Genomic DNA, 23368 nt, shown 5'->3' with positions numbered 1-23368 from the left:
GCAAAATCGCCCGACCATGGCCCAGATATCCCTATTCATCGGCGGCATCCGCCCGCTTCCCGAGTCCGGTCGTCCAACCGGCATCTATAAACAAGCCGCCAGCGGTCCGCTTGAACTGACCGGGGAAGGCTTCGTCGGCGACCAGCAGGCCGACCGGCGCGTCCATGGCGGCCCGGAAAAAGCCGTCCATCTTTACCCGGCCGGGCACTACGCAGTCCTCGCCCGGCGTTTCCCGGAAATCGCCGATCAGCTGATTCCCGGCAGCCTGGGTGAAAACCTGTCCACCCCGGACCTCGACGAAACCAGCGTGCGTCTCGGCGACATCTGGCGTCTGGGCGAAGCGCGGCTACAGGTCTGCCAGCCGCGCAATCCCTGCTGGAAAATCGACGAGCGCTTCGCCACCGACGGCATGGCCGCCTTTATCGCCGAACAGCGACTGACCGGCTGGTACTGGCGCGTCCTGACCCCGGGCACGGTCCGTCCCGGCGATGCGCTGATCTGCGAAACGGCGGCCACGGCATCGACGCTGGCCGCGGCCATGCAACTCTGGCAGAGCCACCGACCGGCCATCGCCGATCTGGAAGCCCTGGCCGCGACGCCGGGCATCGCCACACACTGGCGGGAAAAGATCGAGCAACGCCTGGGCTGGCTGCGCGCCAACCCCGATGCACCGGCGAGTGCGCCAAAAACGTTCCACGTGAAACCGGAGCAGGCATGAGCACCATCAATCCGCGCAGCCTGATGCTGCGCCTGTTCCTGCCCTTTGCCGCGGGTTACTTCCTCTCCTACCTGTACCGGACGGTGAATGCCGTCCTCGGCCCGGTCATCGCCGGCGAACTGGCCCTGCCTGACAACGCGCTGGGTCTGCTCACCAGCACCTATTTCCTCGCCTTTGGTGCCGCCCAGTTGCCGCTCGGCATGCTGCTCGACCGCTTCGGGCCGCGTCGCGTCGAAGCCGGGCTGCTGGTGATCGCCGCCAGCGGCGCCGCCATCTTCGCCCTGGCCAGCAGCCTGACCGGACTGACCCTCGGCCGGGCGCTCATCGGACTCGGCGTGTCAGCCTGTCTGATGGCGGCTTTCAAGGCCTTCACGCAATGGTTTCCGCCGGAGCGGCAGGCCTCGCTGACCGGCTGGATCATGGCGTCCGGCGGACTGGGTGCGCTGGCAGCGGCCAAACCACTGGAAATCGCGCTGGGCTTTACCGGCTGGCGCGAAATCGTTCTTGGTCTGGCCGTGATCACGCTGCTCGTTGCCACTGCGCTCTGGCGCTTCGTCCCGGACAAGCCAGGCGCCGCCGGTGGCGCCGGCTTCGCCGAACAACTGGCGGGCGTCCGGCAGATTTTCGCCAGCCGGCATTTCTGGCGCTTCGCCCCGATGGGCTTCTTCTTCACCGGCGGTTTCATGGCTGTTCAGGGCCTGTGGGCGTCGCGCTGGATGAACGTCATGGAAAGCCTCGACGGCGCCGCCGTTGCCGCCCGCCTGACCTGGATGGGCGTGGCCATGCTCGGCGGCTTCCTGTTCATGGGATTTTTCGCCACGGCACTGGTGCACCGCGGCGTTTCGCTGGAAAAACTGTTCCGGACGGCCATGTTCTCCGCTTTTGTCGCCTTCTCGCTGATCTGCCTCTATCCGCAGACCGCCGGCGACTGGCTGTGGCCGCTGCTTGGCGCCTGTTTCTCGCTGTCCAACATTGCCTATTCGCTGGTTTCCCAGGCCTTTCCGGCACAACTTTCAGGCCGCGCCAATACCGCCCTGAACCTGCTGGTCTTCCTCGGTGCCTTCGGCCTGCAATGGGGCATCGGCGGACTGGTCGATGCCCTGCAGGCCGGCGGCTGGGGTGTGACGACCGCCTATCAGGCGGCCTTCTACGGCTTGCTAGGCAGCCAATTGTTGTCCCTGATCTGGTTCCTGCTGTCCGGACGGCAGCGCTGAACTGGCCAGGTCAACCTGCTGCATGAAACCGGCCTGACCGCTTTCCATCAGGTAAACGCCGGCCGCACGAATCTGTCCCAGCAGTTCGTTGTCGGCATTTTTCAATGAAAACGGCGCGTCGACCGCACCGGTATACAAGGCACCGACCCCGGCGTCGAGCAAGGCGCGGTAACTGTCGCCCGACCATAGCGCCAGGCTGGAAAATGCGGCATCCGCCTCGTCAATCCAGCCGTTGCCATCGTCGTCGAGCTGCGCCAGATCGGCAAAACCGTTGCCGCTGCGGGTACCGAACAACTCGCTGCCATCATCGGCCCGGCCATTGGCGTTGCGGTCGAAGACCAGGAAACAGCTGCCGTCGGCCAGCCCCGGCAGCCATTCGGCCGCGCCATCGGCGTCGATGTCGAAGGAAAAGCGCTGCTCGGTCAGTTCGCAGTATTTTCCGTCAAAACTCAGGACCAGCGGATCGCGCAATTCGACCGTGCCGCTCTCCTCGCTGCTGCGCTCGCGGTGGTAGTCGCGCTGCATCGCCACCTTGAAATCGAAGGCAATTTCCCGGCCATCGCAGGTCTTGACCTGACCCTTGCCGCAAACGCTGGTCGCCTCGGATTCGCTGATCGTCTCGGTAATCTGGCGCCGCCAGGACATCTGCCGGGTATTGCCGGCCTCCGGGCTGTCCTCGGGCAAGGGCTCGAGCGCATCGCAAGCGGCAATTTCCTTCCGGCATTGCCGGCCGTCGATTGCCGCCATGATTGCCTCGACCAGCGAATCGAGCATTTTCTGGACCCGTTCGCGCAAGGCCGCTTCCTTGTCGTTACCGGATGCCGCCAGCGTCTCGAAAAGCCCCTTGAAGCTGGTTTCCGACTCGACGACCATACTCCGGCTGCTACTGGCTTCGTGCGTTGCCGACAGATTGACGGTCGATTCCTGAATTCTCATGATGCCCTCCTCGCAGTGATTGGGATCACTACTCTGCAAGGGGCATGCCTGTCACAACTCGAGCGGATCGACCTCGATGTGCCAGCGCAGCTTAGACGAAGCCTTGAGGCCGGCGATGGCTTCCCGCCAGCGCGGCAGGAAGGCCTGCAAGGCCGGTCGTGAATAGGATTCGGCGAGCAGTTGGGCACGTTCGAGGTTGGCCAGGCGGGCCATTTTCATCGGCACCGGATCGTAGAGCATGACCTGCTCGTGTTCCTTCACGGCCGGCAAGGCCAGCGCCTGATCGAGGAAGGCGACGGCTTCGGCCATCGCCGGCGCCTCGGCGCGCAAGATCGCCTGAAAGGCATACGGCGGGAAACCGGCCTGCTCACGCTCCTTCAACTGGGCGGCGGCGAAACCGGTGTAGTCGTGGCTGGCCAGCGCGGCGAACAGCGGATGGTCGGGATACTGCGTCTGCACCAGCACCTCGCCCTTCAGTTCGGCCCGACCGGCGCGACCGGCGACCTGCATCAACTGCGCGAACAAGCGCTCCGGGGCACGCCAGTCGGCGGCATAGAGCGCGGCGTCGGCGCCGAGCACGCCGACCAGTGTCAGCTTGGGAAAATCGTGGCCCTTGGCCAGCATCTGGGTACCGACGAGGATATCGGCCTCGCCGCCGTGGATGCGTTCGAGCATGCTTTCCCACTGCTTGCGGCTCTTCACCGAATCGCGGTCGACGCGCAGGATGCGGGCCTCGGGGAATTCCGCCTGCAACCATTCCTCGACACGTTGCGTGCCCCGGCCGTAGGGATGGATGTCCTGGTTGCCGCAGGTCGGGCAGGCTTTCGGGATGCCGTTCTCGAAACCGCAGTGGTGACAGCGCAACCGCCGGTCGGCCAGATGCAGCACCAGGTTGGCGGCGCAACGCTGGCACTGCGAGACCCAGCCGCAGGCCGGACAGGCCAGCACCGGCGCGTAGCCACGACGGTTGAGGAAGACCAGGCTCTGTTCCTCGCGCGCCAGGCGCTCCCGGATCGCCGCCACCAGCGGCGGACTGACGCCCTCGCGCAGGGTTGCGCGGCGAGTATCGATGATGTGCACGGTCGGCAGTTGCGCTTCCGGATTGGCGCGTTCCTTCAGCGTCTGCAGCCCGTAGCGCCCGCCCTGGGCATTGGCCCAGCTTTCCAGCGATGGCGTCGCCGAACCGAGCAGGATCGGGATCGATAGCTGACGGGCGCGCACCACGGCAACGTCGCGTGCCGAGTAGCGCATGCCGTCCTGCTGCTTGAACGAGGCATCGTGTTCCTCGTCGACGATGATCAGGCCGAGACGCGGCAAGGGCGTGAAGATCGACAGGCGGGTGCCGAGAATGATCTCGGCCTCGCCGGCAAAGGCGCTGCGCCAGTTGCGCTCGCGCGCCGCTTCGGCCAATTCGCTGTGCAGCGAAACGACGGTGCGTTCGGGAAAACGGCTGCGCACGCGCTCTTCCAGTTGCGGCGTCAGATTGATTTCCGGCACCAGCAACAGCACCTGGCCGCCCAGCGCCAGCGTCCGCTCGACCAGCCGCAGATAGACCTCGGTCTTGCCACTGCCGGTGACACCGAACAGCAATTGCGCCGAAAAACCACCGTCGACCGCAACACTGTCGATGGCCACAGTCTGCTCCGCTGTCAGCTCGGGCAACACACCCGCGGGGCGGACCTTGACCGCCCTGCCCGCCCGCCGCGTCGGCGGATCGACGCGTTTCATGCCGGCCGGCAGGGCCTGCAGCACGACTTCGCCAAAAGGCGCCTGATAGTAGTTGCTGGCGAATTCGCACAGCGCGAAGAAGTCGTCCGGCAGGGGCGCATGGTCGCGCAGGATTTCCCCAGCCGGTTTCAGTTGGGCATCCGGCCAGTCGCCCTGGTCGACGACCGCGACAATGACGCCGATGCGCTCACCACGCCCGAACGGCACGCGCACGCGCAAGCCGACATCTGCGGTCGACGCCGCTTCAGCCCGATATTCGAACAGGCGATGCAGGGGCAGATCGAGGGCGACGCGCAGGACGGGCATGAATGATCCGGAAAGTCGGGGCTTTTATCCCGCTGCCGGCCCGGAAAAACAGCATCGGGCCACAGTTTTCACTTGTCCACAAAAGCTGTGGATAACTTTGTGGATTGCCGAGGTAAAGAAATGCTAAGTCGGCGTTTTGTAAGGGTTTTGTTATCTTGCCGAAATATTGGGCAAAACATTAATTCTTTTTAAATCAACAACTTGAATAATGCACACTGTGTCAAGCCGGTTTCAGGATTTTTTTCCTGCGGGGAATGGAATTCTGTGCATAAGTCGCTTCCATTCCCCGGTTGCTGAGTCCTTACTTACGTAGCAGACGGCTGTGCGCATGCACCGTTTCGACCAGCGCCGTGACGTTTTCCGGCGGCGTGTACTGGGAAATGCCGTGGCCCAGATTGAAGACATGGCCGGTATTGCCCGGACCGAAGCTGTCGAGCACCTTCTTCGTTTCCGCGGCAATGATTTCCGGCGTGCCGAACAGCACGTTCGGATCGATGTTGCCCTGCAGTGCCACCTTGTCGCCAACGCGTCGACGGGCTTCGCCGATGTCGATGGTCCAGTCGAGGCCAACCGCATCGCAACCGATGTCGGCGATCTTCTCCAGCCACAGGCCACCATTCTTGGTGAACACGATGCACGGAATGCGCTGGCCGTCCTTGTCCTTCTTCAGGCCGGCGACGATACGCTGCATGTAGGCCAGCGAGAATTCCTGGTAAGCCGCGGCCGACAGCGAGCCACCCCAGGTGTCGAAAATCATCACCGCCTGGGCGCCGGAGTCGATCTGGGCGTTCAGGTAGCTGGTCACCGAATCGGCAGTCACCGACAGGATCTTGTGCAGCAGGTCCGGACGGCTGTACATCATACCCTTGATATGGCGGAAGTCGGACGAGCCCTGGCCTTCGACCATGTAGCAGGCAAGCGTGTACGGGCTGCCGGAGAAGCCGATCAGCGGTACCGAATTGTCGAGCGCGCGACGGATTTCCGACACGGCGTCCATGACGTAGCCGAGGTGCTCGTAGGGGTCCGGCGCGGTCAGGTTGTTGATCGCCCATTCCTCGCGCAACGGCCGTTCGAATTTCGGGCCTTCGCCTTCGGCGAAGTACAGGCCGAGACCCATTGCATCCGGCACGGTCAGGATGTCGGAAAACAGGATCGCGGCGTCGAGATCGTAGCGGGCCAGCGGCTGCAGCGTCACTTCGCAGGCCATCGCCGGCGACTTGCACAGGTTCAGGAAGTTGCCGGCACGCTTGCGCGTCTCGCAGTACTCGGGCAGGTAGCGGCCAGCCTGGCGCATCAGCCAGAGCGGGGTGTATTCGGTCGGTTCCTTCAGCAGTGCACGCAGGAAGGTATCGTTCTTGGGTCGGCTCACGGTCTACTCCGCCAGAAATCGGAAAAGCGGGATTATCCGCCTTTCCGGGCCCGCGGTCACTTCCGCCAGAAGGCTGGCGTCAGTACGACGAGCAACGTGAAGATTTCCAGCCGGCCGAGCAGCATCGCAAAAGTGCAGATCCAGGTCTGGAAATCCTCGAGCACGGCATAGGTCGTCGCCGGCCCGACCAGCCCCAGGCCGGGGCCGGTGTTGTTGACGCTGGCGACAACGGCACTGAAGGCGGTGACGATGTCGAGCCCGGTGAAAGCGAGCAACAGCGTCATCGTGACGATGCTGACCATGTAGACGAAAGCGAAGGCGAGCACCGCGAACAGCACCGATTGCGGCGCCGTCGCGCCACCCAGACGCACGTTGTACACCGCCGCCGGGTGCATCGCACGCACCAGCTCGCGGTAAACCTGCTTGTACAGCAACAGCGCCCGCATCATCTTGATGCCACCGCCGGTCGATCCGGCACTGGTCGAGAAGCTGCACAGGAAGAGCATCCACAGGCCGACGAACATCGGCCACTGGCCGTAGTCGGTGGTCGAATATCCGGTCGTCGTCGCCACCGAGATGACGTTGAACAGCGCGTAACGGAAGGCGCTGTCCATGTCGTGGAAGGTACCCTCCTTCCACATGTAATTGGCCAGCACGAAGACGCTGACCAGCAGCACGCCGACAAACCAGCCGGCTTCCGGGTCACGGCCGTAGAGAAAGATCGAGCGGCCGCTCAAGGCCAGGAAGTGGGTGGCGTAGTTGATCCCGGAAAAGAGCATGAAGGCAACGCAGATCCATTCGATCGCCGGCGAGTTGAAATACCCCAGGCTGGCGTCGTGGGTCGAGAAGCCGCCCAGCGATACCGTCGAAAAGCTGTGGCAGACGGCATCGAACCAGCTCATGCCGGCCCAGCGATAGGCCAGTGCGCAGGCAATGGTGATGACGACATAGATCAGCCACAGGCCCTTGGCCGTCTCGGTCACCCGCGGCGTCATCCGGTTGTCCTTCATCGGACCGGGAATCTCGGCGGCCAGCATCTGCCGGCCACCGATGCCGAGCATCGGCAGGATGGCGACGACCAGCACGATCAGCCCCATGCCGCCCAGCCACTGCATCAGGTGCCGCCACAGATTGATCGATTGCGGCAGACTGTCCAGTCCTGACATCAGCGTGGCGCCTGTTGCGGTCAACGCCGATGTCGCCTCGAAATAGGCGTCGGTGTGCGACATGCCGAGATGGATCATGAACGGCAGGGCCGAGAACGCCGGCAACACCGTCCACACCAGCACGACCAGCAGGAAGCCGTCGCGCACGTTGAGATCGCGCTGGGTGTTCCGGTAGCGGTACCAGAGAAAGGTACCGCACAGCACGGTCAGCAGGAAAACCTCGTTGTACGCCGTCTGGGCACCATCGTTGGTCAGGTGCGAAAGCAGCAGCGGCGCCAGCATGGCCAGACCGAACAGCATCAGGATCATGCCGAGGGCGCGATAGACCGGGGCGAAACGTGTCATGTCCGGTCGCTCACAGGAAATGGAAACCGACCTGGAAGAGCTTTTCGACCTTCTTCACCAGCTTCTTGCGTGTGCAGAAGATGATTACATGGTCGCCCGGCTCGATCACCGTATCGTGGTGGGCGATCAGGACTTCGCCGTAACGGGTGATCGCCGTCCAGTCGTCGGTCTGGCCGACGACGATGGGCTCGTCGAAATTGCGCACCAGTGCGCCGACGGTGACGCCCTTGGGCCATTCCACCTCGTCGATCCGCCGGCCGACGACCTTGGATGTGTTGCGGTCGCCATGGGCGACGATTTCCAGCGCTTCGGCGGCGCCACGGCGCAGCGAATGCACCTCGGCGACATCGCCCTGGCGGACATAGGCGAGCAGCGTGCCGATCGAGACCTGGGCCGGCGAGATGCCGATGTCGATCGGCCCGCCCTCGATCATCTCGGCATAGGCCCGACGATTGATCAGCGCGACGACGCGCTTGCAGCCAAGCCGCTTGGCCAGGCTGCCGGCCATGATGTTGTCTTCGTCGTCGTTGGTCATTGCCAGGAACAAGTCCATCTCGGCGATGTTTTCCTGCTCCAGCAAATCCTCGTCGGTGGCATCGCCGTAGAGGACCAGCGTGTCGTTCAGCTCGTTGGCCAGCAGTTCGGCACGCGGCCGGCGGCCTTCGATCAGCTTCACCTCGTAGCGGCTCTCCAGCGTCTTCGCCAGACGCAGGCCGATATTGCCGCCGCCGGCGATCATGATGCGTTCGACCCGGCTCATCATCCGGCGCAACTGGTTCAGCACCGGATGGATGTTCTCGGCCGCCGCCAGCAGGAAAACCTCGTCGCCGGCCTTGACCACGGTATCGCCTTCCGGGAAGACCGGCTGGTTGTCGCGGAAGATGGCGGCGATGCGGGCGTCGATCTCGGGCGGCAGCAGATCGCGCATGGCCTTGATCTGTTTGCCGACCAGCATGCCGCCCTCGTAGGCGCGCACAGCCACCAGACAGACGCGGCCACGGGCAAAATTGAGGACCTGCAGCGCCCGCGGAAACTCGATCAGGCGCCGGATGTAGTCGGTGATCACCTGCTCCGGACACAGCGCGAAATCGACGGCAAAGTTGTCGGTGGACAACAGCACCTCGTCTTCGAGGAAATCACGCGAACGCAGGCGGGCGATGCGGGTCGGGATGTTGAATACGGATTGCGCCAGCTTGCAGGCCACCAGGTTGGCCTGATCGCTCTGGGTCACCGCGATGACCATGTCGGCATCTTCGGCGCCGGCGCTGCGCAGGACCGACGGCGTCGCCGCATCGCCAACCACCGTGCGCAGGTCGAGCCGGTCCTGCAGCAGGCCCAGCCTGACCGGGTCCTGGTCGACGATGGTGATGTCGTTCTCCTCCGACACCAGGCCCTCGGCAACGCTGGCCCCGACCTGGCCGGCACCCAGAATGATGATTTTCATGCTTCCCCCTGCGCCCCGGATTATTCTTCGCTGCGTTTGCCGAGACGGATGTCGAGTTGCTTCAGCTTGCGGTACAGGTGCGTGCGCTCCAGCCCCGAACGCTCGGCCAGTCGCGTCATGTTGCCCCCCTCCTGACGCAGATGGTGCTCGAAATACAGTTTCTCGAAGGCATCGCGGGCATCGCGCAAGGGTTGTTCGAACAGCGGCAGGAAGGACTGGGCCGGCGCTTCCGGCTCGGCCTCCGGCGGCATCACGCGGGTCACGTCGTCGCCGTCGATTTCCTCGTCAAGCGACGTCAGCGCGAGATTGCGCACCAGTCCGTAAAGCACGTTCCAGCTGGCTTCGGCGTGCTTTTTCCAGGGCAGCGTACGCAAGGCATTGAGCGCTGCCGTGGAAAAACGCCGTACCGGTACCTCGCCACGCTCGACAAAGTTGCTCAGCAACAGGCTGGCAATTTCCGGCAGATCGTCGGCATGCCCGGCCAATGCTGGCAGGGCCACCCAGATTTCGCCGAGACGGGCGAGCAGCTTGGCATCCCAGCCGTTTTCGGCGAGCACCGACAGCGGCGTGGCGCAGGCGACCACCAGTTGCAAATTCAGCTTTTCCGCCCGGTCGACCGCAAAAGCCAGGTTCATCTGCTGCATCTTGCCCAATGCGGCGAGATCGGGAACAAACAGGATGCCACCGCTGGTCTTTTCCAGCGCCTCCTGACTGAGGGCACTGCTCGTCGCCGACAGGTCGAGCCATGGCGCTCGCGGCGCCAGCAGCGTACGCGCGGCAATTTCCGCCATGCCGGCGGTCGCGCCCTTGATCAGGACGACCGAAGCCTTGGCCGCCGCCTGCTCCAGCCGGCGCCGGAATTCCTTGACGAAGGACAGGCGCGAGAAGGCTTCCAGCGTCAGCGGCGGACGTGGCGGCGGGGCATCGTGCTTGAGCGCCTTCTGCACCGTGCCCAGCAGCTTCTGCAGGGCGATCGGCTTTTCCAGGAAATCGAAGGCGCCGAAACGCGTTGCCTCGACGGCGGTATCGATGGTGCCGTGACCGGACATCATCACCACCGGCATGTTCAGATGACCGCCGGCATGCCACTCCTTGAGCAGCGAGATGCCATCGGTGTCGGGCATCCAGATGTCGAGCAGGACCAGATCCGGGCGCAGATCGTTGCGTACCCGGCGGGCGGCACCCGCATTTTCGGCGAGGCGTACGTCGTAGCCCTCGTCGATGAGGATCTCGGAAAGCAGTTCGCGGATGCCGACTTCGTCATCAACGACCAGAATGATTGCCATGCTTGGCCTCCTTGTCCCGAACCAGCGGCAGACGGATGTCGATCCGCGCCCCGCCGTTCGGTGCATTGCTGATTTCTATACTACCCTGATGCTCATCGACGATCTTCTTGACGATGGGCAATCCCAGCCCTGTCCCCCGGGCCTTGGTCGTGACATATGGTTCAAATATCCGTGGCAGCAGTTCGACCGGAAAACCCGGTCCGTTGTCGGTGATGCGCAGCCGGGCGCAGCGTCCGGCGAGTTCGGTAGCGATCACGACCAAGCCGTCCGCATTGCCTTCCAGGGCATCTTCGGCATTGCGCAGCAGGTTGTGGATGATCTGGCGCAACTGCGTCTGGTCACCGAGCACCGGCGGCAGTTCCTCGCCCAGGCTGACATCGAAACGCACCGACGAGCTTTCGTACAGCCCGAGCACTTCACCGAGCAGCGCGTTGAGATCGAGCGGCGCCACTTCCGGCGCCGGCATCCGGGCGTAATCGCGGAAATCGTCGACCATCCGCTTCATCGCCTGGACCTGATTGATGATCGTCTGCGTACCGCGCGCCAGCATGTCGGCATCGCCGTTGGCCAGCTTGCTCGCCAGCTTGTGCTGCAGGCGTTCCGCCGACAGCTGGATGGGTGTCAGCGGATTCTTGATCTCGTGCGCCAGCCGTCGTGCCACCTCGCCCCAGGCAGCACTGCGCTGGGCAGCGATCAGCCGGGTGACATCGTCAAAGACCACGACGTCGCCACCGCCGCTGGTCTCGGGCAGGCGCGAGGCGCGCAGCAGCAGCACCTGCGGCATGCCGTTCGGACGCTCCAGTTCCAGCTGGGCCTGCCACTCCGGCTCCTCGGTGGCAGCAAAATTGTGCCGGACGAACTCGCCCAGCATCTGGTGACGCGGCCAGTTTTCCGGCGCAATGCCGATCATCCCGGCGAAATCATCCTCGAGAATCGTCAATGCACCCTCGTTGACCGTACGCAACAGGAAGTTCCGGTCGAAAACCAGAACCCCGGCCGACAGGTTGGCAAGGATCGATTCCAGGTAGGCACGCGCCGATTCCAGCTCGCTGCGGTGGCGGTCGGTTTCGCGGCGGGCATCGTCGAGCTGGCGGGTCATCCGGTTGAACGACTGGGTCAGCACGCCCAGTTCGTCGCCGCTATAGACCGCCTGGCGTTGCGAGAAGTCGCCCTGGGCGACCGCCTGCGTGCCTTCGGCGAGAATGTACAGCGGCGCCACCAGCCGGCGGGCCATCCAGTAAGCCAGCGCAAAGGCACTGAACAGGGCAACCAGCACGGTCAGCGTCAGCGTCAGCGCGTAGATCCGGGTCAGTCCCTGCCGCGCCAGCTGCAGTTCCTGGTAGTCGCGATACACGGCCTGGACGGCCTCGGCATCCAGCGCCAGCGACGCCGGTACGACCTGGGTCAGTTGCAGGATGCGCGGTTCCTCGAACATTTCGCGCGGCGTCACCGGCATCAGCACGCGCAGGAACAGCGCTTCGCCTTCGCCCTCGACGCCACTCAGCCCCTGCGAGTTGCGCGCCTGTTTCAGCTGGGCCTGGCTCGGCAGTTCCGGCAACTGGATGCCGAGATCGCCGGTGGCACTGGCCAGCAACTGGCCGCCGACCGAAAACAGCGCGGCCGTCTGCATTCCCTTGTCCTCGCGCAAGCGGAACAGGACTGAACGACGCGACTGCTCGGGCACGACGGACAGTTCATCGGCCATGTCGCGCCCCTTCAACGTCAGGTCGGCGAGCAGCGAATCGAGCGCCGAACGGCCCAGATGCAGCCCCGATTCCAGCGCTTTTTCGACACGCACGTCGAACCAGCTTTCGATCGAACGGGTGACGAACTGCACCGACACGCCATAGACCAGCGCCCCGGGCAACACGGCAATGACGCCGAACATCAGCATCAGGCGCAACTTCAGGCGGGCACCGAAAACCTGTGCCCGGTAGTCGCGCCACAGCGACCGCAACTGCCAGCCAACCAGCGTCACCATGCCCAGTGCGAGCACGATGTTGAGGCCGATCAGCAAGGGATAGTTGCGCGAGAAGACGACGGTATCGGCAGCCGTCGCCATCAGCAGCAGGAACCAGAGGATGCCGCCGACGGCGACAGCCAGCGCACCGGCGGCAGCGACGAAACGCTTCACTTGTCCTCCGGCGGCTGGGGTAGCGGTTGCGGCAGGGGCAGGGTCGCCAGCCAGGTTTTCCAGTCGGAAGCCAGGCTCCAGTCCTTGTTGCCCAGCGCGCTGATCTGGAAGGGCCGCGGCAACTGGTTGAAATCGAGGCGCAGGCGCACGGCAGCCTGATAGGTGCCGCCTGGCACGACAATCTTTTCGTCCTTGTCGATCACCTGCCAGTTACGCAGGCGACGCAACACGCGCAAGGCCTCGTTCAGCGTTTCGAAGCTCTGGTGCAGCCCGCCCGTGCTCAGACGGTACTGGCGGGTCAGCGCGTGGTAGGAAAGACGATAGGTCAGGCTGCGGCTGACCAGCTTTTCATCGAGCCAGTACCAGCGCTCGCGGGTCAGCTCGAAATCGGCAACGAAATACAGGACAACGCCGCGGTTGACGGCTTCTTCAAGGCGCGAATTCAGATCGAAGCGAAAATCGGCAGCCAGCGCATAACCATCCTCCGACAGCGTGATCTGCGGCTCGCGGACTTCGATTTCTGCGGTCCACGCCAGCGCCGGCAGGAAAACCAGCAGCAGCAAGCAGCTGCGCAGGCGTTCAAGCACGCTTTTCGAGCAGGCAGTAGAAAAAGCCATCGCGCTCCGCATCGGGAAGAAGCTGTTCCTCATGACAAACCCTGGCCGCATCATGGCGGGCCAGGAAACGCCGAATCTGGCCGGTGTTTTCCGCGGGGAAAACCGAACAGGTCGCGTAAAGCAGTTTACCGCCGGGTTCAAGCACGTGCCACAAGGCTTCGAGAATACGCGCCTGGGTCTGGGCAAAACTGGCGATGTCGGCCTCGCGCCGCAGCCATTTGGCGTCCGGGTTGCGGCGGACGACGCCGCTGGCGGTACAGGGCACATCGGCGAGAACCGCGGCGAAAGGCGCGCCGTCCCACCAGCTGTCGAGTTTCACGCAATCGGCAGCGCGCACCGTTGCCGACAGGTGCAGGCGCCCGAGTCCCTCTTCCACCCGCCGGCAGCGCGCCGGCTTGAGATCGAGGGCGAGCAGATCGAGATCGGCACGTTCCAGCAGGTGGGCGGTCTTGCCGCCCGGAGCCGCACAGGCGTCGAGCACCCGGCTGCCGGCTGCCGGCGCGAGAATTTCCGCAGCGCGCTGGGCGCCCGGGTCCTGCACCGATACCAGACCATCGAAAAATCCGGGCAGGCGATCCACCGGTTGCGGTCGTTCCAGCACCAATCCATCCTCGCCGACCGGGCGGGCGGCGATATCGACTGCCGCCAGCCGGGCCAGATAATCGTCACGCCCGACGCGCCGGCGATTGACGCGCAAAGCCATCGGCGGCGGCTGGTTGCCGGCGGCGACGATCTGCTGCCAGTCATCCGGCCAGGCCTTCTGCAACTGCGCCAGCCACCAGTCCGGGTGCTGGGCGACGGCGACCGGATCGTTGGCAAGTGCTGCGGTCAACACCTCCTGCTGGCGCAAAAAGCTGCGCAGCACGCCATTCACCAGACCACGGAACTTGCCATGGGCAATCTCGGCGGCGGCCGAAACCGCCTGATCGACGACCGTATGTGTCGCCTCCGGCCGGGTTTCCAGGCGGTAGATGGCGACCAGCAGCAAGGCCCGGATTTCATCCATCGGCAGCGGCCGTTCGAGCAGTCGGAAAAGAAAGAAATCGCCGCGGCCAAAGGCGCGCAGGCTGCCATAAACAAGGTCTTGGACAGCCGGCCGGGCAACGACATCGACCCGGCCAAGCAGGTTGTCGGCAAGGCTCTGGCCAGCAAACACGGCGGCGTCGATGCGCGCTGCCTGGAGCAGCGCGTAGGCAAGGGAATTGAAAGGCAAACGGGACATAGGCCGCGATTATCGCACGGGGCATAATTCCGTCATGCCTCCTTTGTTCATCCGTTCATTCGCCCTCGCCTTCATCCTTTTCGCCAGTCCGGCGGCACAGGCCTGGAATGCCGCCGGCCATCGCCTGAGCGCCGTCATTGCCTGGCAAGGCATGAGCCCGGCCAGCCGCAGTTTCGTCAGCCAGGCCCTGCGCGAACACCCGGACCACGCGCGCTGGCTGGAAAAATCGGGCGACGGTGACGCCATGCTGGTCTTTGCCGAAGCGACGACCTGGCCGGACAGCATCCGCCGCGACACACGCTTTGATGGCGCAACCGCGACGCTGCCCGGCTTTCCCGACATGGACCGGCACAGCGACTGGCATTACGCCGATTTCGACCACCGGGGAAAACGCGGCCGTGGCCAGATTGATCGCCAGATCGCGGAATTAGCGAAAATCCTGCGGTCGACCGCAGAAATCAGCGAAATTGCCTGGGCCATTCCCTGGCTGGCCCACCTGGTCGCCGACATTCACCAACCGCTGCATGTCGGTTACAGCGAAGATCGCGGCGGCAACGAAGTGCTGGTCGAAAACCCTTTCGCCGCCCGCCAGCCCTTCGTCAAACTGCACACTTACTGGGATGACCTGCCCGGCCCCAGCGGATTGCGCGGCAAACGCCTGCGCCTGCGGGCCGAGGCACTGCTTGCCGGACAGGCGCGGCCGGTTCAGGGCAATGTCGCGCGCTGGCTGCAGGAGAGCCGGCAACTGCTGCCTGCCGCGTATCCGGCAACTCGCGGCAGCGTGACGCTGCTGATCGACGAAGCCTGGCGGGACCAAGCCCGCGCCATTGCCGACCGGCGCATCGCCGAAGCCGGCCAGCGGCTGGGCAAACTACTCGAAGACATCCAGCGCCACCGCGTTTCACGTGAAACGCGGCCAGCGCCGGCAAGCATCAGTCCGGCGCGCTGAAACGCTCGCCCGGCTGCAGCGGATGTCCGGCCAGGAATTGCTGTACCGGCAAACGCTTGCCCCCGGCCTTCTGCAATTCGCTGACGGCCAGCGCCCCGGCACCGCAGGCGATGACGACACTGCGCCGATCGACCGTCAGGATGCTGCCCGGCTCGCCGCTGCCGGCCACCGGCTGCGCTGCCCACAACTTGACCGTCTGGCCGGCGAATGTCGCCTGCGCACCGGGAAAGGGATTGAAGGCGCGGATATGGCGATCGAGCTCGTCGGCGCTCTTCGACCAGTCGATCGCCGCCTCCGCCTTCTCGATCTTGTGCGCGTAAGTCACACCATCGGCCGGCTGGATTTCGGCTGGCAACGGCAGACGTCCGAGCGCATCGACGATCAGCCGGGCGCCGCAGGCGGCGAGCTTGTCGTGCAAAGTCGCCGTGGTGTCGTCGGCGGCTATCGGAAAAGCCTCGCGCAGCAGCACCGGGCCGGTATCAAGCCCGGCTTCCATCTGCATGATGCAGACGCCGGTTTCGGAATCGCCGGCGAGCAGTGCCCGCTGGATCGGCGCCGCACCGCGCCAGCGCGGCAGCAGCGAAGCGTGGATGTTGAGGCAACCGAAACGCGGCAGGTCGAGCACCGCCTGCGGCAGGATCAAGCCGTAGGCCGCCACCACCATCACTTCGGCACCGACGGCGGCGACTTTTGCCTGCGCCTCGGCAGCCTTCAGCGTCGCCGGCTGGAAAACCTCAATGCCGTTTGCCAGCGCCACCTGCTTCACCGCCGACGGCTGCAAGGCCATGCCGCGCCCGGCCGGCCGGTCCGGCTGGGTCAGCACCAGCGCCACCTCGTGCCCGGCGGCGATGATGGCCGCCAGCGCCTGTGCCGCAAATTCCGGCGTACCTGCGAAAATCACCTTCATGCGGTAACCCGCGCCTGCTTGGCCAACTTGTTGCGGATCCGCGTCTGCTTCAGTTGCGACAGGTGATCGACAAAGACCTTGCCGTTCAGGTGATCGATCTCGTGCTGTATACATACGGCGAGCAAGCCATCGGCCTCCAGCACCTGCGGCTTGCCTTCTAGATCAAGGTAGCGCACGGTAACGCGCTCTGCCCGTTCGACCTTGTCATAAACGCCGGGCACCGACAGGCAGCCCTCCTCGCCAAGCGTACTGCCCTGGCAGCTGTTCAACTCCGGATTGATGAAAACACGCAGGTCGTTCTTGTCTTCGGAAACGTCGATGACGACCACCCGCTTATGCACATCGACCTGAGTCGCAGCCAGCCCGATACCGGGTGCCTCGTACATGGTTTCCGCCATGTCGGCAGCCAGCCGGCGAATGCCAGCGTCAATTTTCGTGACCGGCACGGCAATCTTTTTCAGACGGGGATCGGGGAAACGCAAAATGGGTAATAGGGCCATGGCAAATAGGGAATAAAGGCTTGCTTGCTTAGATGATTACATGCAGAATCTAAAGCAATTTTTGAGATATGAACGCGAACTGCAGACGCCGGTAAGACCACACAAGCTGCTGCGCGTTCCACCGGTACGTGAGGGATTACCCATGGTTCGCATTATATCCGCGCTCATCCTGGCCGTGACAGCGGCTTGCGCAACGGCTGCCGAGCCGCTTGAGCTGGTCAGCAATCCACCGGACCGGCATATTGTTGTCAAGGGCGACACGCTCTGGGACATCTCGGGAAAATTCCTCAAGAAGCCCTGGCGCTGGCCGGAAATCTGGCGCATGAACAAGGACCAGATCAAGAATCCGCACCTGATCTACCCCGGTGACATCGTCTGGCTCGACATGTCCGACGGCAGCCCGCGCCTGCGCCTGGGCAAGCCGGTCAACAACCGCATCCAGCCTCAGGCCTATGCCACAGCAATCCAGCAGGTCATTCCGAGCATTCCGCCGAATGTCATCGAACCCTTCATCTCGCAACCACTGATCGTCGAAGACGGCGCCGAAAAATCGGCGGCCCGTATCGTCGCCACTCAGGAAGACCGGGTCCTGCTGGGTAGCGGGGACACCGCCTACGTCAGCGGCATTACCGATGCCTCGGTCGAAAAATGGCATGTCTTCCGCCCGGGCAAACCGCTGAAGGACCCGGAAACCGATGCCATCGTCGCCTACGAGGCATTCTTCCTCGGCAATGCCCAGCTAGTCCGTCCGGGCGAACCCGCCTCGCTGCGCATCACGCTGGCCAAGGAGGAAATCGCCCGTGGTGACTGGCTGCGGCCGGCACCACCGCCGACCATCATGGCCTATGTCCCGCGCCAGCCGGAACAGGAAATCAACGCCCGGATCATGTCGATCTACGGTGCCGTCAGCGAAGGCGGGGCCAGTTCGGTGATCACCCTCAACCGGGGCGCCGCCAACAATGTTGAAGTCGGCCACGTGCTGGCCCTGTATCGCAAGCGTACTGCCGTGCATCTGGACGACGACATCAAACGCGAGACGACGGTCATTCCGGACGAGCGCTACGGACTGGCCTTTGTTTTCCGCACTTTCGAAAACGTTGCCTACGCACTGGTGATCGATGCCTCGAAATCGGTGCTGATCGGCGACCTCGTACGCAATCCGTGAGTGACTCCCGGGGTCTGGCCGCCTGGCTGCGCCTGACCCTGATTCCCGGCATCGGCGGCGAGACGCAAAGAAAGCTTCTCGCCGCTTTCGGTTTACCCGAGTCGATTTTTGCTGCCGGCCTTTCCGCCGTCCGCAGCGTCATCGGCAGCAAGGCCGATCTGCTCTTCGATTTTTGTTCCGGCGATGCCGTCGACCGCAGCATCGAATGGGCCAGCCAGCCGGGGCAATGCATCCTGACCCTGGCCGACGACGCTTATCCGCCGGCCCTGCTCGAAATTTCTGATCCCCCGAACGTCCTCTATGTCCGCGGCAAGCCGGCATTGCTGAAACAGCGCGGACTGGGCGTGGTCGGTAGCCGCAACGCCACGCCACAGGGGCTGCGCACTGCCGAACAATTCGCCCGGACGCTCGCCGGCGAGGGCCTGTGCATCATCAGCGGGCTGGCGCTCGGCATCGATGCCGCCGCCCATCGCGGCGCCCTGGCCGCTGGCGGCGCGACCGTCGCCGTCATCGGCACCGGCGCCGACCGCGTCTATCCGGCGCGCAATCACGAACTGGCGCTGGCCATTGCCGAACACGGCGCCATCGTCTCGGAATTTCCGCTCGGCACCCCCGGCATCGCCGCCAATTTCCCCCGGCGCAACCGCATCATCGCCGGCCTGTCGCGCGGCGTCCTGGTCGTCGAGGCAGCCACCGAAAGCGGCTCGCTGATCACCGCCAGACTGGCCGGCGAACAGGGCCGGGAGGTTTTCGCCATTCCCGGTTCGATCCATTCACCGGTGGCCCGTGGTTGCCACAAGCTGATCCGGCAAGGTGCCAAGCTGGTCGAAACCGCCGCCGACGTCCTGGAAGAACTGGGCGAGCTGCCGACAGCCACCACAATGCTTCCGGCACCAGACGATGCACATCCGCTGCTGGCAGCCATCGGCCACGATCCCTGCAGCCTCGACGAGCTGGTCGAACGCAGCGAACTCGCCGCCGAAAAACTCCTGCCCGAACTATTGACCCTGGAACTTGCCGGCCAGATTGCAGTCCTTCCCGGCAATCGCTACCAGCGCATCCACTGAAGCAAAATGAATTGTGTCCGCCCTTGCCAATCCGTCGGGCGGCCACTTATCATGCCCGGCACCTAACAGGCAGAACCCATGAGCAAAAAACTGATCATCGCCGAAAAACCCTCCGTCGCCAGCGACATCGCCAAGGCACTGGGCGGGTTCACCAAGCACGACGACTATTTCGAGAGCGACGACCTCGTTATTTCGTCGGCCGTCGGCCATTTGCTCGAACTGTCCTGTCCCGAAGAATTCGAGGTCAAGCGCGGAAAATGGTCGTTTGCCCACCTGCCGGTGATCCCCCCGCACTTCGCGCTGAACCCGATCGAAAAGAGCGCCAGCCGCCTCAAGGTCCTGCTCAAGCTGCTCAAGCGCAAGGATGTCGACGCCCTGGTCAATGCCTGTGACGCGGGGCGTGAAGGTGAGTTGATCTTCAACTACATCGTCCAGCACGCCGCCAACAAGAAACCGGTACAGCGGCTGTGGCTGCAATCGATGACGCCGCAGGCGATCCGCGACGGCTTCGCCCGCCTGCGTCCGGGCAGCGAAATGCAGGGCCTGGCCGACGCCGCCGTCTGCCGCTCCGAATCGGACTGGCTGGTCGGCATCAACGGCACCCGGGCGATGACCGCCTTCAATTCGAAGACCGGCGGTTTCCACCTGACCACGGTCGGCCGCGTACAGACGCCGACGCTGGCCATCGTCGTCGAGCGCGAACGCAAGATCCGCGACTTCAAGTCGCGTGATTACTGGGAAGTCGAAGCCGATTTCGGCGCCAAGGCCGGCAATTACACCGGCAAATGGTTCGACGAGAGCTTCAAGGGCAAGCAGGATGACGAGCACGCCCGCGCCGACCGCCTGTGGGAAGCCGCCCGCGCCGAAGCGATCAAGGCCGCGACTTCGGGCAAGCCCGGCATCGTCAGCGAGGAAGCCAAACCGGAAACCCGGCTGTCGCCGCTGCTGTTCGACCTGACCAGCCTGCAGCGCGAAGCCAACAGCCGCTTCGGTTTCTCGGCCAAGACCACACTCGGCCTGGCCCAGGCGCTGTATGAAAAGCACAAGGTCCTGACCTATCCGCGAACCGATTCACGCTGCCTGCCGGAAGACTACATCGCCACGGTCAAGGAAACGATGCGCGTGCTCACCGGCGAAGGCGCCGGCAAGGGCCACGACGAAGTGCTGCTCGCCCGCTATTCACCGTTCGCCCACCAGATCCTGGCGCGCAACTGGGTGCTGCCGAACAAGCGCATCTTCAATAACGCAAAAGTGAGCGATCACTTCGCGATCATCCCGACACCGCAGGCGCCGAAGAACCTCAACGAAGCCGAACAGAAACTGTACGACTTCGTCGTCCGCCGCTTCCTGTCGGTGTTCTTCCCGGCCGCCGAATACATGGTGACCACCCGCATCACCCGCGTCGAGGGTTACCCGTTCAAGACCGAAGGCAAGGTGCTGGTCAATCCGGGCTGGCTCGCCGTCCATGGCAAGGAAGGCCAGACCGGCGACGAAGGCAACCTGATTGCGGTCGACCAGGATGAAAAGGTAAAAACCGAGGAAGTCACGGTCAAGGCCAACGTCACCAAGCCGCCACCGCGCTACTCGGAAGCGACACTGCTTTCCGCCATGGAAGGCGCCGGCAAGATGGTCGACGACGAGGAGCTGAAGGCGGCGATGGCCGGCCGCGGCCTCGGCACGCCGGCGACGCGCGCCCAGATCATCGAAAACCTGATCGGCGAGCAGTACATGCTGCGCGAAGGCCGCGAACTGATTCCGACGGCCAAGGCCTTCAACCTGATGACGCTGCTCAACGGCCTCGGCATCAAGGAACTGACGCAGCCGGAACTGACCGGCGACTGGGAATGGAAGCTCGGCCGCATCGAGAAGGGCGAATTCACCCGCGACGAATTCATGCGTGAAATCGCCGAAATGACCCGGCACATGGTCGAGCGCGCCAAGACCTACGACAGCGACACCATCCCCGGCGACTTCGGCATCCTGCAGACACCCTGCCCGAAGTGCGGCGGCCTGATCCGCGAGACCTACAAGAAATTCCAGTGCAGCGACTGCGACTACTCGCTGTGGAAGATCGTCGCCGGCCGCCAGTACGAGCCGGCAGAAATAGAGACGCTGTTGAGCGAACGCCATGTCGGCCCGCTGATCGGCTTCCGCAACAAGATGGGTCGCAGTTTTTCCGCCGCCATCAAGCTCAATGACGAACATCTGCCGGAATTCGATTTCGGCCAGGATCGGGCTGATGAAGCCAATGCCGAGCCGGTCGACTTTTCCGGCCACGAAAGCCTGGGCAAATGCCCGAAATGCGCGGCCAATGTGTACGACCACGGCACGTCCTACGTCTGCGAAAAATCGGTCGGCCCGGAGAAGTCCTGCGACTTCCGTTCGGGCAAGATCATCCTGCAACAGCCGGTCGACAGCGCCCAGATGAAGAAGATGCTGGAAACCGGCAAGACCGACCTGCTGCGCGAATTCATCTCCAACCGCACCAAGCGCAAGTTCTCGGCCTACCTGGTCGTCGCCGAAGGCAAGGTGGGTTTCGAGTTCGAGAAGAAGGCGCCGGCGGCGAAAAAGCCGGCAGCAAAGAAAAAAGCGGAAGCCTGAGCCAACGGTCCGGCAGGAAAGCCGACCACCACGATTTCGCGGTGGTCGCGTTTCACGTGAAACCTCAACGCCGGGCGGTCGCCCCCGGCAACTGGCAGGACAGCACGGCCGCGCGCAGTACGTCGATCGCCTGCGGACGCGGATAGGTCACGCGCCAGACCAGTCCGACGGTACGTGATGGCGAAACGCCGGCAAACGGCAACACGCGCACCATCGGCTCCTTGTCGATCAGCGGATCGGCCGCCGTGCTCGGCATCACCGCCACGCCGGCACCGCTCGCCACCATGTAGCGGATGGTTTCCAGCGAACTGCCTTCAAGCGAATGTTCCAGCGCATCCTGGCCGGTCAGACGCGGACAGGATTCCAGCACCTGATCGCGGAAGCAGTTGCCCTGACCGAGCAGCAGCAGATGCTGGCCATCGAGTTCATCGGCGGGAATTTCCCGGCGATCGATCCAGGCATGATTGGCCGGCACGACGACGCGGAACGGCTCGTCATAGACCGGCTGCGCCACCAGCCCGGGCTCGGCGAACGGCAAGGCAATGACGATGACGTCGAGTTCGCCCGACTTCAGCGCCGGAATCAGGTTGGCCGTGAAATCTTCCTTGAGGAACAAGGGCATCTTCGGTGCTTCCCGGCTCAACGCCGGGATCAGTTGCGGCAGCAGGTAGGGCGCGATGGTGTAGATGATGCCGACGCGCAACTGGCCGCTCATCGGGTCACCGGTAGCCTCGGCGATCTCTTCCAGCTTGACTGCCTCGGCCAGCACACGCGTTGCCTGCTCGACGATACGTTCGCCCAGCGACGTGATGCGCACATCGTTGGCGGTGCGCTCGAACAGCGCGGTGCCGATCTGGCCCTCGACCTTCTTCAGCGCCACCGACAGCGTCGGCTGACTGACGTGACAAGCCTCGGCGGCCCGGCCGAAATGACGTTCGCGGGCCAGCGCGACGATGTAGCGCATTTCGGTCAGGGTCATCGCAGCACGCCCAGTTTTTCGTAATCGGCAGCCGTCAGCCAGCGCCATTCGCCGGGCTTCAGGTCGGCCGGCAATTGCATCTCGCCCACCGCTTCGCGATGCAGCGCCTCGACGCGGTTGCCAACCGCCGCCACCATGCGCTTGACCTGATGGTACTTGCCTTCGGTCAGCGTCAGGCGCAACTGGTGATCATCGACAATTTCGGCACCGGCGGCGGCAATCGGCGCCGGTTCGTCGGCCAGCAGCACGCCGGCCAGCAGTTGCTCGATCTGGGCGGCGTCGAGCGGGTGTTTCGTCTGCGCCAGATAGACCTTGGGCACCTTGCGCTTGCCCGACGACAACTGGTGATTGAGCTGGCCGTCATCGGTGATCAGCAGCAGGCCGGTGGTGTCTTCGTCGAGCCGGCCGATCGGCTGCACGTCGCGTTCGCGCAGTTGCACCGGCAGCAGTTCAAGGACGCCGGTGTGATGCTTGGGCTTGCGCGAGCATTCGTAGCCGGCCGGTTTGTTGAGGACGATGGTGGCAAATTCGCAAAACGGCCAATCGACACCGTCGACCGTAAAAATCAGCCCGTCGGTCGGCACTTCGACAAAAGGATCGACGCAGATTTCACCGGCGAGGGCCACGCGTTCGCGGCGGATCATGGCGCGGCACGCCTTGCGCGTACCGAAGCCATGCATTTGGAGGATTCGTTCAAGTTGCATCCCGCGATGCT

Annotated in this window: 19 protein-coding genes; 6 read left to right on the top strand and 13 right to left on the bottom strand. The window is 63.9% G+C overall.

Translation table 11 applies throughout. The features are described 5' to 3' along the window. Positions 1 to 16: 16 nt before the first annotated feature. Positions 17 to 718, top strand: coding sequence for an MOSC domain-containing protein (locus BJN45_RS00500; RefSeq protein WP_076091030.1), 702 nt, complete (start codon positions 17 to 19; stop codon positions 716 to 718). Then, complete coding sequence (locus BJN45_RS00495; RefSeq protein ID WP_076091028.1) at positions 715 to 1932, top strand: MFS transporter; 1218 nt, start codon at positions 715 to 717, stop codon at positions 1930 to 1932. Before BJN45_RS00500 ends, BJN45_RS00495 begins: the two co-directional genes overlap by 4 nt. On the opposite strand, the gene BJN45_RS00490 is transcribed toward BJN45_RS00495, so the two are convergent. The 9 genes from BJN45_RS00490 to rsmB form a co-directional block, all read right to left on the bottom strand. Next, complete coding sequence (locus BJN45_RS00490) at positions 1876 to 2868, bottom strand: hypothetical protein (RefSeq protein ID WP_076091026.1); 993 nt, start codon at positions 2866 to 2868, stop codon at positions 1876 to 1878. The two genes, BJN45_RS00495 and BJN45_RS00490, sit on opposite strands and share 57 nt — an antisense overlap. A gap of 51 nt (positions 2869 to 2919) precedes the next feature. Next, positions 2920 to 4902, bottom strand: coding sequence for a primosomal protein N' (locus BJN45_RS00485; RefSeq protein ID WP_076091024.1), 1983 nt, complete (start codon positions 4900 to 4902; stop codon positions 2920 to 2922). Between the two features lie 301 nt (positions 4903 to 5203). Continuing rightward, positions 5204 to 6271, bottom strand: a complete 1068-nt coding sequence (gene hemE / locus BJN45_RS00480; RefSeq protein ID WP_076091022.1) for a uroporphyrinogen decarboxylase — start codon at positions 6269 to 6271, stop codon at positions 5204 to 5206. Positions 6272 to 6327: 56 nt separating this feature from the next. Next, positions 6328 to 7782, bottom strand: a complete 1455-nt coding sequence (locus BJN45_RS00475; protein WP_076091020.1) for a TrkH family potassium uptake protein — start codon at positions 7780 to 7782, stop codon at positions 6328 to 6330. Between the two features lie 10 nt (positions 7783 to 7792). Then, the gene (gene trkA, locus BJN45_RS00470) at positions 7793 to 9226 is read right to left on the bottom strand and encodes a Trk system potassium transporter TrkA (RefSeq protein WP_076091018.1); all 1434 of its coding nucleotides are present in this window, start codon (positions 9224 to 9226) and stop codon (positions 7793 to 7795) included. Positions 9227 to 9246: 20 nt separating this feature from the next. Continuing rightward, positions 9247 to 10512: a sigma-54-dependent transcriptional regulator gene (locus BJN45_RS00465; RefSeq protein WP_076091016.1), complete on the bottom strand. Its 1266-nt coding sequence runs from the start codon at positions 10510 to 10512 to the stop codon at positions 9247 to 9249. Continuing rightward, positions 10490 to 12646, bottom strand: a complete 2157-nt coding sequence (locus BJN45_RS00460; protein ID WP_076091014.1) for a sensor histidine kinase — start codon at positions 12644 to 12646, stop codon at positions 10490 to 10492. Before BJN45_RS00460 ends, BJN45_RS00465 begins: the two co-directional genes overlap by 23 nt. Next, positions 12643 to 13263, bottom strand: coding sequence for a DUF4390 domain-containing protein (locus BJN45_RS00455; protein WP_088179024.1), 621 nt, complete (start codon positions 13261 to 13263; stop codon positions 12643 to 12645). Before BJN45_RS00455 ends, BJN45_RS00460 begins: the two co-directional genes overlap by 4 nt. Further along, positions 13226 to 14485, bottom strand: a complete 1260-nt coding sequence (gene rsmB, locus BJN45_RS00450; protein WP_076091012.1) for a 16S rRNA (cytosine(967)-C(5))-methyltransferase RsmB — start codon at positions 14483 to 14485, stop codon at positions 13226 to 13228. Before rsmB ends, BJN45_RS00455 begins: the two co-directional genes overlap by 38 nt. 34 nt (positions 14486 to 14519) lie before the next feature. Between rsmB and BJN45_RS00445 the strand changes: the two genes are divergently transcribed. Further along, a complete protein-coding gene (locus tag BJN45_RS00445) occupies positions 14520 to 15434 on the top strand; it encodes a S1/P1 nuclease (protein WP_083650685.1) in 915 nt (304 codons plus the stop codon). Here BJN45_RS00445 and fmt read toward each other — a convergent pair. Next, complete coding sequence (fmt, locus tag BJN45_RS00440) at positions 15418 to 16341, bottom strand: methionyl-tRNA formyltransferase (protein ID WP_076091008.1); 924 nt, start codon at positions 16339 to 16341, stop codon at positions 15418 to 15420. The two genes, BJN45_RS00445 and fmt, sit on opposite strands and share 17 nt — an antisense overlap. Beyond that, the gene (def, locus tag BJN45_RS00435) at positions 16338 to 16841 is read right to left on the bottom strand and encodes a peptide deformylase (RefSeq protein ID WP_076091006.1); all 504 of its coding nucleotides are present in this window, start codon (positions 16839 to 16841) and stop codon (positions 16338 to 16340) included. Before def ends, fmt begins: the two co-directional genes overlap by 4 nt. Before the next feature lie 142 nt (positions 16842 to 16983). On the opposite strand from def, the gene BJN45_RS00430 reads away from it, so the two are divergent. The 3 genes from BJN45_RS00430 (at position 16984) to BJN45_RS00420 (ending at position 21674) form a co-directional block, all read left to right on the top strand. Next, positions 16984 to 18006, top strand: coding sequence for a LysM peptidoglycan-binding domain-containing protein (locus BJN45_RS00430; RefSeq protein WP_076091004.1), 1023 nt, complete (start codon positions 16984 to 16986; stop codon positions 18004 to 18006). Next, entirely contained in the window at positions 18003 to 19073 is a 1071-nt protein-coding gene (gene dprA, locus BJN45_RS00425; protein WP_076091002.1) for a DNA-processing protein DprA, read from the top strand. Before BJN45_RS00430 ends, dprA begins: the two co-directional genes overlap by 4 nt. Before the next feature lie 78 nt (positions 19074 to 19151). Then, the gene (locus BJN45_RS00420) at positions 19152 to 21674 is read left to right on the top strand and encodes a DNA topoisomerase III (protein WP_076091000.1); all 2523 of its coding nucleotides are present in this window, start codon (positions 19152 to 19154) and stop codon (positions 21672 to 21674) included. A 64-nt stretch (positions 21675 to 21738) separates the two neighbouring features. Here BJN45_RS00420 and BJN45_RS00415 read toward each other — a convergent pair whose 3' ends face one another. Then, entirely contained in the window at positions 21739 to 22653 is a 915-nt protein-coding gene (locus tag BJN45_RS00415; protein WP_076090998.1) for a hydrogen peroxide-inducible genes activator, read from the bottom strand. Then, positions 22650 to 23357 (bottom strand): 16S rRNA pseudouridine(516) synthase, encoded by a 708-nt coding sequence (locus tag BJN45_RS00410; RefSeq protein ID WP_076090996.1) that lies wholly within the window; start codon positions 23355 to 23357, stop codon positions 22650 to 22652. Before BJN45_RS00410 ends, BJN45_RS00415 begins: the two co-directional genes overlap by 4 nt. Positions 23358 to 23368 lie beyond the last annotated feature (11 nt).

Origin of the sequence: Azonexus hydrophilus (assembly GCF_001956855.1) — a bacterium.
GTDB classification, from domain to species: domain Bacteria; phylum Pseudomonadota; class Gammaproteobacteria; order Burkholderiales; family Rhodocyclaceae; genus Azonexus; species Azonexus hydrophilus_A.
This window is presented reverse-complemented; position numbering and strand designations above follow the sequence as displayed.